We start from the raw sequence: 13516 nt of genomic DNA on the forward strand, positions 1-13516 counted from the left end.
TGGAGACTGACATGACTATTCACGTTTTGCTGGTGGATGACGAGGTCGACTTTGTACAGACCTTGGCCGAACGTCTGCGAATCCGCGGCATGACCGTGGACACGGCTCATGACGGGGAGCACGCATTGCAGATTGTGAATGACTGCGGGGCATCGGTGATGGTTCTTGATCTCAGGCTTCCCGGCATGGACGGGCTGGAAGTGCTGCGTCATGTCCGCAAACAATGTCCGCGGATGCAGGTTATTATGCTGACAGGGCACGGAGGCCGTAAGGACGAGGATTCTGCCAGGGTTATTGGTGCTTACGAGTATCTTAATAAGCCGGTGGACATCAGTCAGCTCTCTGAGGTCATTGCGGCGGCTGCCGAGGAAGCGGCGCTGCAGGGCGCGGAGTAGGCCCCTTGCAGGGCCGCCTAGCAATGGAGGATGTATGGAAACACCCTTAGTACGGGATGTTATGATCCCTGTTTCCGAGTATGTTGTCATCGAAGAAGGCGGTGTTCTGGCCGATGCGTTTATGGCGCTGGAGCAGCACTGCCGCGAAAAAGGCACCGGTAAACCGCACCGTGACGTGCTGGTGACACGTGGCGGCATGGTGGTCGCAAAGCTGACCATGCTGGACGTGTTCAAATCACTTGAGCCGAAGTACGAGCATGTGGACCCTGAACGCTATCAGGGCAGAACGCTTACTTCCGACCTTGTGAACCGGCTTATCCGCGACTTCGGTCTGTGGTCCGACCCCACGGCTTCGCTGTGTGTCAAAGCGGGCTCGTGCAAAATAACAGACATCATGCATGTGCCTGAACAGAGCGAATACGTGGAGGAATCCGACACGGTGGAACACGCACTGCACCGCTACATTCTGGGTGTGCACCAGCCGCTGCTGGTACGCAAAGAGGGGAAAGTGACGGGTGTGCTGCGTCTGGGCGATGTTTTCGACTATCTGAGAACAAAAATTACGGAGTGTGCCGCCGGCTAGCCGGGGTGCTTTTTTGAAAAAGGAACAACGTATGTCTACCAAAGCTCAATCGACATCGTTTGACTGGAAGAGACTGTGCTTCATGTTGCTGGGGGTGACTGCTTTTCTGGTGATCTACTATTCTCCGGCGTGGCCGGATGCGGTGGATCCGCTGGGTGAACGGTTCCCGCTTTCGAAAGAGGCCAAGGGTGCTCTTGCCGTATTTATGTTTGCCGGTCTGTGGTGGGTGTTCGAGGTGGTGCCCATCGGCATCACCAGTCTGGGTATCGGCGTGCTGCAGGTTCTTTTCTTTGTCCGTCCGCCCGAAAAAGCGTTCAAGGACTTCATGGACCCGTCGGTGCTCTTTATTTTTGCTTCCATCATGATCGGTCTGGTGTTTACCAAAACCGGCCTGACAAAGCGACTTGCCTATAAAATGCTGATGGTCGTGGGTGAAAAAACAAGCCGCATCTATCTGGGCGTGTTTGTGGTCACCGCGCTGCTGACGCATATTATGGCACATACTGCGGTGGCGGCCACCGTGTATCCGCTGCTGCTGGCCATTTATGCTCTGTACGACGACACCGGCAGCAAGACCCGTTTTGGTAAGGGGCTGTTCATCGGCATGGCCTATGTGGCCGGCGCAGGCTCCATCATCACGCTGCTCGGTGCCGCCCGCGGTGCCGTGGCCGTAGGCTTTTTCAAGGAGATAGTGGGTACCGAGGTCTCGTTCTTCGAGCTTACCTACTACATGGCCCCCATCGGCTGGCTCATGGTGTTTCTGCTGTGGGGCTTCTTCATGATTTTCTGCAAGCCCGAACGCGACACCATACCCGGACTGCGTGAAAAGGCCAGAGAACTGAACAAGCAGATGGGGCCCCTGACCCGCAAGGAAATCATGGCCGCCCTTATCGTGGGCATTGTCATTCTGGTCATGAGCCTGCGGTCGTTCTTCCCCATGCTTAAAATGCTGGACAAAACGGCCATCATCCTCATTTCCAGCATCGCGTTTTTCGTGTTCAAGATTCTTGATATCAAGGATCTTGAAGATGTGCCGTGGAACATCATCCTGCTGTTTGCGGGCGCCATGAGCATAGGCTACTGCCTGTGGGAAACCGGCGCGGCAAAGTGGCTGGCCGTCAACTGGCTGGTCATGTTCGAAAAAGCCCACTGGTTTGTCTTTGTCATGAGCATCTGCTTCTTTGTGCTGATGATGACCAACTTCATCATGAACGTGGCCGCCATAGCCATATCGCTGCCGGTGGCGCTGGTTATAGCGCCGTATCTCGGCGTATCGCCCGAGGTTATTCTCTTCGGTGCGCTGGTTGTGGCGGGTATGCCCTTCCTGTTGCTGGTGGGGGCGGCCCCCAACGCCATCGCGTACGATTCCGGTCAGTTCACTTCCGGCGAGTTCTTCAAGTACGGGCTGGTCGCCAGTGCGCTGCTGCTGGTAGTGGTCGGGGTTTTCGTTCTGGTGGTCTGGCCGCTTATGGGCATGCCCATCACCGTGCCCAGAGTAGGCATGTAACTGCCTGATACAAGCCGGAGTGCGGCTTCGTGCCGTGCTCCGGCATACGGATATGATCCTTATCGAAGGAGAACGGATATGTCTGAAAAAGTGCTTATCGTCGATGACGAACAGGAATTTCTGGATGCGCTGGCAGAACGCATGCGTGCCCGCGGTATGGATGTGACCACTGCCACATCGCCCATCGAGGCGCTGGCTCTGGTGGCGCGCCGGTCGTTCGATGCCATCGTGCTTGATTTTCAGATGCCCGAACTGGACGGGCTGGAAACCCTTAAACGCATGAAAGATGCCAATGACGATGTTCAGGTCATTGTGCTGACAGGTCATGCCACCGTGGAGCGCGGTGTTGAAGTAATGAAACACGGCGCCATGGATTTTGTGGAAAAGTCCGCCGACATCAACAGTCTGACGGAAAAAATCCAAGAGGCCAGCGCTAAAAAGCTGGTCATCGCGGAAGAAAAGACCCGTGAAAAGATTCAGGCCATTCTCGAAGAGAAAGGGTGGTAAGCAGGACCGCCCCGGCCGACCATGCAGGTGTAAGGAGAGGAACTATGTCTGTCATCGCTGTCCACTATGGGATCTACTGCCACGAAGACCAGTACCTGAGCGCCATCCGGGAGGCTACCGGATACAGTTTTGTTACTGATGACACCGTGGTTGAAGAGGCTTCGCGCCGTTCCGGCATCAGTGCGTCGCGCCTGCGCAAGGCTTTCGACGCCAAGCCGTCCATCTTCAATTCGTTCACCAACGACAGGGAACGCGCCAGAGCGTGGTTCCGCATGATTGTTGCTGAATATCTGGTCAAGGAAAACGTCATGTTCGGCGGGTTTACCGCCATGATGGTGCCTGCTGCGGTAAAACACGCGCTCAAGGTGTGTCTTATCGCCAACAGGGATGCACGGCTTGCGGCTGCCGCAACGCTGGGCATATCAGAGAGCGACGCGCAGAAAACCATGCGCGCAGGTGATTCCGATGCCGCGGAATGGGTGAACACCCTGACCGGCAATACCGACCCGTGGGCTGCCGGGCTGTATGACATTGTCATACCCGTGGATAAAAGCACCCCGCTGGAGGCTGCCGCCCTTGTGAAGGAAATGCTGGGCCGTGAGGCCGTGCAACCCGACGCCCGCAGCAGAAAAACAGCGCAGGATGCGCTGCTGGCTGCTCAGGTGGAAGTGCAGCTGGCCACCAAGGGCCATTTTGTGGCTGTGGCGGCAGATGCCGGCACGGTCACACTGACGGTCAACGGTCATGTGTCCGACCTTGAGCGGCTGGGCACCACGCTGCGGGCTGCTGTTATCGACATGCCCGGAGTGGATGACGTGCGTGTGGTGGGCGGCCGTGACATTCATACCCCGTCCATTTACCGGCAGTGCAATTTTGAATTGCCCAACAGAGTGCTGGTGGTGGACGATGAGCGCGACTTTGCCCAGACGCTTTCGCAGCGGCTGGAAGTGCGCGAAATGGGTTCCGCCGTGGCATATGACGGTGAATCGGCACTGGAGATCGTGGAACGCGATCAGCCGGAAGTGATGATTCTTGACCTGAAAATGCCCGGAGTGGACGGCAAGGAAGTACTGCGCCGCGTAAAGGAAACCCGTCCCGAAGTGGAAGTGATCATTCTGACCGGTCAGGGTTCGGAAGCGGACCGCGAAGAATGCATGAAGCTGGGTGCATTCGCGTATCTGGAAAAACCCGTGGATATCGAACAGCTCAGTTCCGTACTGCTTAAAGCAAATACCAAGGCGCGTCAGAACCTGAAAAGCGCCTGATGATAACCCGCCGGCGGTTCTGTAAAAGAACCGCCGGTTTCTGCGGGCAAGTGCCCGCAGGCGATTCTTCCGCACTCTGAGTTTGTGACCGTACAGGCTCACACAGGAAAAACGCTCCGGCGCGCATGTGGCGCGTCCGGGGCGTTTTTAGTACTGCGGCATCAGCGGCTCACACCGCTGCGGGTTTTATCCCTCTGCGGGGGCACAGGTCATTATGTATTCTGCCCTGCCGGTGTGCGGGTCGGTGTTGCGGGCTGCTATGGTGCACCCCTGCGCCAGATAAAAGTCGCAGGCCTGCCGGTTTTCGGCGTAGACATTAAGTGTCAGGCCGCCCGCCTGACGCAGTGCATGGGCAAAAAGGCTGCGTCCTGTGCCGTTGCGCTGTCGCCGTGGCGCCACAAACAGCGCGGCCAGATGGCGTTTGTGCAGTGCGTAAAAACCCGTGATGCCCTGCGGTGTGTCGTATACGCAAACTGTTGTGGCCGAAGGCAGGTAGACGGTGCGCATGGCTTCAATGCTGTCGCGCCAGAATGCGGCATCGATAAAGCTGTGCGCCGCGATGGACGCTTCAAGCCAGATGTCCAGTATGGCTTCGGTATCACGGCGGGTGGCGGGACGTATGCTCATTGAATGTTCCTGTGGCGTGCCGCGCGAGGCGGTGTTGTCAGCGGAAAAAACAGCCCGCCATGCAGCGCATGAGCGCATGGCGGGCAGAAGTAAACAGCGCAGAAGCAGACAGCGTCGTGCGTTAAAGCGCATTGCCGACGGCAGTCCGTGGCCGGTACGCAACCCGCTTTTCACCGGGTGTGCATTGCCGGCGGCCTGCATTGCAGGGGTGTTACCAGGTCAGCCGCATTTTGCAGCCCATGGCCTGAATCTGTTTTTTCAGGTCGGGTATGGTGTATTCGCCGTAATGCACAATGGACGCGATGAGCGCTGCAGAAGCGCCGCCTTTGGTCAGGGCGTCATACATATGCGCAGGATGTCCGGCCCCGCCCGAGGCGATGACGGGAATCTGCACGGCATCGCTTATCATGCGGGTCAGCGTCAGTTCGTAGCCGTCCTTGGTACCGTCGGCGTCTATGGAGTTGACGCAGATTTCACCGGCACCCAGCACTTCTGCTGTTTTCGCCCAGTCCAGCGCGTCCATGCCCATGTGTTTGCGTCCGCCGTGGATGACGATTTCGTACCCCGAGGGGATGGCTTCTGTCGGGGCCACGCGTTTGACATCCATGCCCAGCACAATGGCCTGCGAACCGAAACGGGCGGCCCCTTTGCTGATGATGTCAGGGTCTTTCACCGCACCGGAATTGACCGAAACCTTTTCCGCACCGGCGTTGAGCGCGTCGCGCATATCGTCCACGGTGTTTATGCCGCCGCCCACGGAAAAAGGTATGAAAATGCTCGAAGCCACCTTTTCCACAATATCAAGAAAGATACCGCGCCCTTCGTGCGATGCGGTGATATCGTAGAAAACAATCTCGTCGGCGCCCTGTTCGTAGTACCGTCTGGCGCTTTCCACGGGGTCGCCTATGTCCACATTGCCCTGAAATTTTATGCCCTTGGTCAGGCGGCCGTCACGCACGTCAAGGCAGGGGATAATCCGTTTACTGAGCATTGGCGGCCTCCTTGCAGTATGCGTGGAAGTTGCTGAGCAGCTTCAGTCCGGGTCTGCCGCTTTTTTCCGGATGGAACTGGACGGCCCACAGCCCCGGCCCGCCGTGAACAGAACAGAATTCCTTGCCGTACGTCGTGGTGGCAATGACATAGTCCGGCTGCGGGTTGGGAAAGTAGCTGTGCACAAAATAAAATTCGGCATCATCGGAAATGCCTTTGAAAAGTGCGCACGGCTTTCTGGGTATCACTCTGTTCCAGCCCATGTGCGGTACGCGGATGGGCGCGCCGGTTTCGTCTTCCAGCGCGGGATTGAACAGATGGCATTCTCCGGGAATGATGCCCAGCGTACGGGTATCGTTTTCCTGACTGTAGTCCAGCATTATCTGGCAACCTACACAGATGCCCAGCAGCGGTTTGCCTGCTTCCACCTGCTCTTTGAGCACAGCGTCAAGTCCGGCGGCCGTCAGTTCGTCCATGGCCTGTCCGGCGGCCCCCACGCCGGGAAAGATGATGCCTTCCGAGGCGGCGATCTCGGCGGGGTCCGCCGTGATCACGTTGGGGATCCCGATGTGGTTCAGGGCTCGGCGCACGCTTGTCTGGTTGCCGGCCTTGTATTTCAGGATCGCAAGCATGGTTCCCTCCTCTTGCGGGGTTTAGGTACTCGGCAATTATCAGCTTCACGCCGTAAAGAGCAAGCGTTTCCTGCACTCTATAACGTCGCGGGCACATTCTGTGACGGCAGGGCAAACTCTGGTGCTTGCGTTTGTGGGGCATCAAAGGGTATAAAGGCGGGATTGCTGACGGGGCATAGGCTTCGTGTGCATGTTCCTCAACAATCACAAAAGGATGCCCGCGGGCTTCTTTTCTCGCCTGGTACTGCGGGGCGCGCAGGCTGTCGCACCCTGTGCCGCAACGTCTGCGGCCGGACTGCCTTGCCCGGAAAGCGTGATTGTTCACCAGCTTTTTCGCGCGTCCGCCTTATGGTGTAACACCTAACCAAGACGACATACAGCGAAGCGAAATGCCAAAGCGGACCGACCTCAAGCGTATTATGGTCATCGGCTCGGGGCCTATTGTCATCGGACAGGCCTGCGAATTCGACTACTCCGGAACTCAGGCCGTAAAGGCCCTCAAGGAAGAAGGCTACGAGGTGGTGCTGGTCAACTCCAACCCCGCCACCATCATGACCGATCCCGGTCTTGCCGACCGGACGTACATCGAACCCATTGAACCGGAAACCGTCGCCGCCATCATCCGCAAAGAGCGACCCTGCGCGCTGTTGCCCACTCTGGGCGGTCAGACCGGCCTGAACACGGCGCTTGCCGTGGCCGAAACAGGCGTGCTGGAAGAGTGCGGCGTGGAACTGATAGGCGCCACCCGTGACGTTATCAACAAGGCGGAAAGCCGCGATCTTTTCCGTCAGGCCATGGCCAACATAGGCCTGAAAGTGCCCGCCAGCGGCATAGCCCGCACCATGGACGACGTGCGCAGGCTGGGCGCCGAAATGCCCTTTCCGCTTATTGTGCGGCCCGCATTTACTCTGGGCGGCAGCGGCGGCGGCATAGCCTACAACATGGAAGACCTTGAGGAAATCGCTTCGCAGGGCCTTGCGGCCAGCATGCAGAGCGAAATCCTTGTGGAACAGTCTGTGCTGGGCTGGAAAGAATATGAGATGGAAGTCATGCGCGACCGCAATGACAACTGCGTCATCGTGTGCTCCATCGAAAACATCGATCCCATGGGCGTGCATACCGGCGACTCCATCACCGTGGCACCTGCCCAGACGCTGACCGATGTCGAATACCAGATGATGCGCGATGCCTCCATTGCCATCATGCGTGAAATCGGCGTGGAAACCGGCGGTTCCAACGTGCAGTTCGGCATCAACCCCGAAAACGGCGACATGGTGGTCATCGAAATGAACCCCCGTGTGTCGCGTTCTTCCGCACTGGCATCCAAAGCCACCGGCTTTCCCATAGCCAAAATCGCGGCAAAGCTGGCAGTGGGCTATACGCTGGACGAAATTCCCAACGATATCACCCGCGAGACCATGGCGTCGTTCGAGCCGTCCATCGACTACTGCGTCATCAAGCTGCCGCGGTTCACCTTTGAAAAATTCCCCGGTTCGCGCGACGAACTGAACACCGCCATGAAAAGCGTGGGCGAAGCCATGGCCATAGGCCGTACCTTCAAGGAAGCCCTGCAGAAAGGTCTGCGTTCGCTCGAAGTGGGCGCTGCCGGTTTCGGGGGCAACTACCGCGAAGAGCTGCCCGCGCGTGAAGACATCATGCCGCGGCTGCGCACGCCCAACTCCAGACGCATATTCTGGCTGCGTCTGGCCATGCTGGCCGGATTCACGCTGGAAGAGCTGTATGAAATCACGGCCATCGACCCCTGGTTTCTGCGGCAGTTCAAAGACGTGCTGGACATGGAAGCGGCCCTCAAGGGATTTGCGCTGGCAAACTCCATGGTGGCGGAGAACCCCGACCTTGTGTCGCTGATGAAGCGGGCCAAGGAATACGGTTTTTCCGACAGACAGCTTGCCGAAATGTGGAAGCTGCCCGAATCCGCCGTGCGCGATCTGCGCAAGTCCATGGGCATCCGGCCCACCTATTATCTGGTGGATACCTGCGCGGCCGAGTTTGAAGCCTATACGCCGTATTATTACTCCACATACGAAACAGGCAGAGAGCTTGTGGCCGACGACCGTAAAAAGGTCATCATCTTCGGCGGCGGACCCAACCGCATCGGGCAGGGCATCGAGTTTGACTACTGCTGCTGTCATGCATCGTTCGCTCTGCGCGATATGAACGTGCAGTCCATCATGGTCAACTCCAACCCCGAAACCGTCTCCACCGACTACGACACCTCGGACAGGCTGTATTTCGAGCCGCTGACCTTTGAGGATGTCATGAACATTGTGGAAGCTGAAAAGCCGGACGGTGTCATAGTGCAGTTCGGCGGGCAGACACCGCTGAACCTCGCCGTGCCGCTCATGCGCGCCGGTGTGCCCATTCTGGGTACACATCCCGATTCCATCGACCGTGCCGAAGACCGCGAGCGTTTTCAGGCGCTCATTCAGAAGCTGGATCTGCTGCAGCCTGCCAACGACACCGTGATGTCGCTGGAAGAAGCTCTGAAAGCCAGCGAGACCATCGGATACCCCGTGGTTGTGCGCCCCAGCTACGTGCTGGGCGGACGTGCCATGGAAGTGGTTTACGATGCGGAACAGCTGCGGACGTACTTTGCCAACTCGGTGGGCAAAGCTCCGGAGCATCCCATACTTATCGATAAGTTTCTTGAAAACGCCACAGAGGTTGACGTGGACGCCCTTTCCGACGGGTGCGATACCTACGTTGCCGGCATTATGGAACATATCGAAGAGGCGGGCATTCATTCCGGCGATTCTGCCTGTGTGATTCCGCCCCACACGCTGCCTGCTGATATTGTGGAAGAAATCCGCCGTCAGACCGTTGCGCTGGCAACAGAGCTGAAGGTGGTGGGACTCATGAACATTCAGTTCGCCATCAAGGACGGACGCGTGTTCATCCTTGAGGTCAACCCCCGCGCTTCGCGCACCGCGCCTTTTGTTTCAAAGGCCACGGGCGTGCCGCTGCCCCGTCTGGCAACACAGGTGATGATGGGAACGCCGCTGCGCGAACTCGACCCGTGGAGCATGCGCCGCAGAGGCTACTTCTCCGTTAAGGAATCCGTCTTCCCGTTCAAGCGCTTCCCGGGTGTCGATATTCTGCTTGGCCCCGAAATGCGTTCCACGGGCGAGGTGATGGGCATGGGCCGTACCTTTGAGGAAGCCTTTATGAAGGGGCAGATCGCCGGCGGACAGAAACTGCCGCAGGAAGGCAAGGTCTTCATTTCCGTCAACGACAAGGACAAACCCTACGTTGTGGAAGTGGCGCGTGTGTTCGCCGGTCTGGGGTTTGAGGTGCTGGCCACCAAAGGCACATGCAAGTTGCTGGAAGAAAACAATGTTTCATGCACGCCTGTGTACAAGGTGTACGAGGGCAGACCCAACATTGTGGACTTCATAAAGAACGGCGAGGTTTCGCTGGTGGTGAACACCGCCTCCGGAAAGCGTACTGTTCAGGATTCCAAGGACATCCGGCAGGCGACGCTGCTGTACGGGGTACCCTACAGCACCACGGTATCCGGTGCGCACGCCATCGCGCGGGCCATTGCCGAGCAGCGCCGCTGCGGGCTTACCGTGAAAAGCCTGCAGGAATACTACGCGGGCAGCACCGAAGCGCCCGTATGCGGGGAAAAATAATATCATGAAACGTGAATACTGCGGCGTCTTCGGCATATACAACCATGCCGAAGCCGCCCGCATGACCTACTTCGGACTGTATGCGCTGCAGCACCGCGGGCAGGAAAGTGCGGGCATTGTAACATGGGACGGTTCGGCCCTGCGTGAAGAACGCGGCATGGGGCTGGTGCCGGAAGTGTTCAATGAACGGCATCTGAGCAAAGAACTCAAAGGCGATATCGCCATCGGCCACACCCGCTATTCCACCACCGGCGCATCGCTGCTGCGCAATGCCCAGCCGTTCCGTGTGCGCTATAAAAACATGGATATAGCCATCGCCCACAACGGTAATCTGGTAAACACTGTGGAGCTTCGTTCCAGACTGGAAGAAAGCGGCTCCATTTTCCAGACGACCAACGACAGCGAGGTGATTGTCCATCTGATTGCCAAGCACATGAACGGAGGCACTGTCGAAGAAGCCGTCATGGCTGCCTGCCGCGAGGCACGCGGTGCGTATTCGCTGCTTATTCTGGCCAATGATAAGATGATAGCCGTGCGTGACCCGCACGGCTTTCGTCCTTTGCTGCTGGGAAAAGTGGGCGACGCGCATGTCTTTGCCAGTGAATCGTGCGCCTTTGATCTGCTGGAGGCGGAGCTTATCCGTTCCGTCAAGCCGGGCGAGATGATTGTCATCGATAAAGGCAAGGTGCACAGCTATGATATGGATATGGGCAAAAAGCGCCACCACTGTATCTTCGAGCTGATCTACTTTGCCCGCCCCGATTCCATGGTATTCGGAGAAAATGTCTACTTCTGCCGTAAAGCCATGGGCAAGCAGCTGGCCACGGAAGCGCCGGTGGATGCCGACTTCGTCATGCCTTTTCCCGATTCCGGCGTATACTGCGCCGTGGGATACGCCCAGCAGTCGGGGTTGCCGTACGAGCATGCCATGATCCGCAACCACTATGTGGGCCGCACCTTTATCCAGCCTTCGCAGGATATGCGTGATTACAGCGTAAGGGTGAAGATCAACCCTGTGAAGGATATGATCAAGGACAAGCGCATCATCATTGTGGATGATTCCATCGTGCGGGGTACCACCATCCGCACCCGCGTGAAAAAACTGAGGGAGCTGGGCGCCCGCGAAGTGCATTTCCGCGTGAGCTGCCCCCCCATCAAGTTTCCGTGTTTCTACGGCATTGATTTTGCCTCCAAGGGTGAACTGATTGCGGCCAACCATTCCGTAAGAGAGATAGAACGCTTTATCGGTCTGGACAGCCTGCATTACATCAGCATAGAGGGGCTGCTCAAGTCGGTCAGTACGCCGGATGACTATTGTCTGGCATGCTTTACCGGCAGCTACCCGTTGCAGTGCGAAGGAAATCTGAAGTCGTGCCTTGAGTGCGGCTGCTAAATACGACATATTGTGCATGCGGGCTGCCGTGCCGGACACGGTGTGCCCGCATGCGCTTTTTTTATCGCAGCGTCATCCGGTGTGTATCCGACAGCCCTGGCCGGAGGCGATGCAACTCATAACAGGGATTCCGAACTTATGACTCAGGACGCACAATGCACCCGCCGCACGGACTGGATTCCGCTGGCGCGCGAGGTGCTGGATATTGAAATTGAAGGCATTGCCGCCATGCGCGACAGACTGAACGGCGGTTTTGTGGATGCGCTGACACTGATGGCACGCTGCACGGGCCGCGTTGTCATTACCGGGCTGGGTAAATCCGGCCTGGTGGGCCGCAAACTGGCGGCCACGCTGTCGTCCACAGGAACTCCCGCTTTTTTTCTGCACCCTGTGGAAGGTGCGCACGGCGACATGGGCATGCTGCGCAGTGATGATGTCATCATCGCCATATCCAATTCCGGCGAGACTGACGAACTGAACGCCATTCTGCCCGCATTGCGCAGTCTGGGGGCTTCGCTTATCGCCATGACAGGCGGACTGGAGTCCACGCTGGCAAAGAGTGCCGATGTGGTGCTTGATACCGGCGTCCGCCGCGAGGCGTGCCCGCTCAATCTTGCGCCCACTGCCTCCACCACGGCTGTGCTGGCCATGGGCGACGCCCTTGCTGTATGTCTTATCCATTGGAAATCATTTACTGAAAATGATTTTCTGCGGTTTCATCCGGGCGGTTCGCTGGGGCACCGGCTGAGTATGCGGGTGGAAAGTCTGATGCATACCGAAAACCTGCCCGTGGTGCGCGAGACCGTGCGGACGGGAGAAGCGCTGCGCGTGCTGGACGAGGGACGGCTGGGCACTGTGCTGGTGACGGATGGTCAGGGGCGCCTGTCGGGCATTCTGACGGACGGCGACGTGCGCCGCATGGTCTGCCGCGAGGCGGGCGTGGAAACCGCATCGCCGGTGGCCAATGTGATGGTACGCAGTCCGCTGACCGCCAGAAAAGAATTTTCAGTGGCGCAGCTTATTGATATGATGGAAGAAAAAGCTATCACCGTGCTGCCCATCACCGGTGATGACGGACTGCTGCTGGGGGTTGTGCACCTGCATGACCTGCTGGGCAAGGGCGGAGTTAAATTTTCGCGCTGACAGGCCCGTGGCATGGTAACGGCGCACCGCGGTGCGCCGTTTTTGTATGCTGTGTACGGGACGCGGCTGCGGCGGTGCATACCCTGTTGTCTGCGGGCGCGTGCACCGTATGCAGGCCGCGCTGCCGGCAGGATACCGGAGGTATATTATGAATGATCGTAAGGTGAGCGACAGCGATACCATTATGACGCACAGAGGCTTGCCGCAGGATGCCAACCCCGCCGGCAACATCCACGGCGGCACCATTCTGAAGCATATCGATCTTGCCGGTGCCGTGGCGGCCATGCGTCACGCCAGAGGCCGCACGGTGGTCACCGCGTCCATCGACAGGATGGAATTCAAGGCTGCCGTACATGTGGGAGAGCTTATGGTGCTGAAGGCCAGCGTGAACATGGTCAGTAATACGTCCATGGAAGTGGGGGTACGTGTGGAGGCTGAAAACCTGCTCACGGGCGAGGTGCGGCATGCTGCTTCGGCATACCTGACATTTGTGGCCATGGATGAAAATCGCAGACCGACTGCAGTGCCGGGCCTGATACTGGAAACGCCCGAGCAGCACCGCCGTAACCGCGAAGCCCTGATGCGGCGCGAGGTGCGGCGCGAAGAGCGGCGGCGCGAAAAACTGTCGCAGGAAGGGCAGACTCTGGCCCGTGATGAAGGCGTGAAAGAACTGTACTGATGCACCGCGGACGGGCAGTGATTTTTTTGTGGAGTGCTGTGTGTGCATGCCGCGCTGCGCCTGTTGCGGAACATTTTTTGCTTTTTTTATCCTGCCGTACGGATACCGGCAGAAAGTGACGCCCCGCCAGACCTACAGACAG

12 protein-coding genes are annotated in these 13516 nt (G+C 58.0%); 9 read left to right on the plus strand and 3 right to left on the minus strand.

Annotated features, from left to right (window positions below; all coding sequences use genetic code 11):
* The first annotated feature begins 11 nt into the window (after window positions 1-11).
* The 5 genes from ACZ5D1_RS01675 (at window position 12) to ACZ5D1_RS01695 (ending at window position 4257) form a co-directional block, all read left to right on the plus strand.
* Window positions 12-395 (plus strand): response regulator, encoded by a 384-nt coding sequence (locus tag ACZ5D1_RS01675; RefSeq protein WP_011366466.1) that lies wholly within the window; start codon window positions 12-14, stop codon window positions 393-395.
* Window positions 396-429: 34 nt separating this feature from the next.
* Entirely contained in the window at window positions 430-978 is a 549-nt protein-coding gene (locus tag ACZ5D1_RS01680; RefSeq protein ID WP_011366467.1) for a hypothetical protein, read from the plus strand.
* Between the two features lie 31 nt (window positions 979-1009).
* The gene (locus ACZ5D1_RS01685) at window positions 1010-2485 is read left to right on the plus strand and encodes an SLC13 family permease (RefSeq protein ID WP_011366468.1); all 1476 of its coding nucleotides are present in this window, start codon (window positions 1010-1012) and stop codon (window positions 2483-2485) included.
* 78 nt (window positions 2486-2563) lie between these two features.
* Window positions 2564-2992, plus strand: coding sequence for a response regulator (locus tag ACZ5D1_RS01690; protein ID WP_011366469.1), 429 nt, complete (start codon window positions 2564-2566; stop codon window positions 2990-2992).
* Window positions 2993-3036: 44 nt separating this feature from the next.
* On the plus strand, window positions 3037-4257 hold the full coding sequence (locus tag ACZ5D1_RS01695; RefSeq protein ID WP_011366470.1) for a response regulator: 1221 nt from the start codon (window positions 3037-3039) through the stop codon (window positions 4255-4257).
* A 186-nt stretch (window positions 4258-4443) separates the two neighbouring features.
* Here ACZ5D1_RS01695 and ACZ5D1_RS01700 read toward each other — a convergent pair whose 3' ends face one another.
* From ACZ5D1_RS01700 to hisH, 3 genes are all read right to left on the minus strand, one after another.
* Window positions 4444-4884: a GNAT family N-acetyltransferase gene (locus ACZ5D1_RS01700; protein ID WP_464555704.1), complete on the minus strand. Its 441-nt coding sequence runs from the start codon at window positions 4882-4884 to the stop codon at window positions 4444-4446.
* Between the two features lie 211 nt (window positions 4885-5095).
* Window positions 5096-5875 (minus strand): imidazole glycerol phosphate synthase subunit HisF, encoded by a 780-nt coding sequence (gene hisF, locus ACZ5D1_RS01705; protein ID WP_011366472.1) that lies wholly within the window; start codon window positions 5873-5875, stop codon window positions 5096-5098.
* Window positions 5865-6506 (minus strand): imidazole glycerol phosphate synthase subunit HisH, encoded by a 642-nt coding sequence (gene hisH / locus ACZ5D1_RS01710; protein ID WP_011366473.1) that lies wholly within the window; start codon window positions 6504-6506, stop codon window positions 5865-5867. Before hisH ends, hisF begins: the two co-directional genes overlap by 11 nt.
* 389 nt (window positions 6507-6895) lie before the next feature.
* Here hisH and carB point away from each other — a divergent pair, with 389 nt between their 5' ends.
* The 4 genes from carB (at window position 6896) to ACZ5D1_RS01730 (ending at window position 13374) form a co-directional block, all read left to right on the plus strand.
* Entirely contained in the window at window positions 6896-10159 is a 3264-nt protein-coding gene (carB, locus tag ACZ5D1_RS01715; RefSeq protein WP_455696521.1) for a carbamoyl-phosphate synthase large subunit, read from the plus strand.
* A 4-nt stretch (window positions 10160-10163) separates the two neighbouring features.
* The gene (gene purF / locus ACZ5D1_RS01720; RefSeq protein ID WP_011366475.1) at window positions 10164-11552 is read left to right on the plus strand and encodes an amidophosphoribosyltransferase; all 1389 of its coding nucleotides are present in this window, start codon (window positions 10164-10166) and stop codon (window positions 11550-11552) included.
* A 138-nt stretch (window positions 11553-11690) separates the two neighbouring features.
* On the plus strand, window positions 11691-12695 hold the full coding sequence (locus ACZ5D1_RS01725) for a KpsF/GutQ family sugar-phosphate isomerase (protein ID WP_027182482.1): 1005 nt from the start codon (window positions 11691-11693) through the stop codon (window positions 12693-12695).
* A 148-nt stretch (window positions 12696-12843) separates the two neighbouring features.
* Window positions 12844-13374, plus strand: a complete 531-nt coding sequence (locus ACZ5D1_RS01730) for an acyl-CoA thioesterase (RefSeq protein WP_011366477.1) — start codon at window positions 12844-12846, stop codon at window positions 13372-13374.
* Window positions 13375-13516: the final 142 nt, after the last annotated feature.

The sequence above is a fragment of the Oleidesulfovibrio vietnamensis genome (assembly GCF_055388115.1).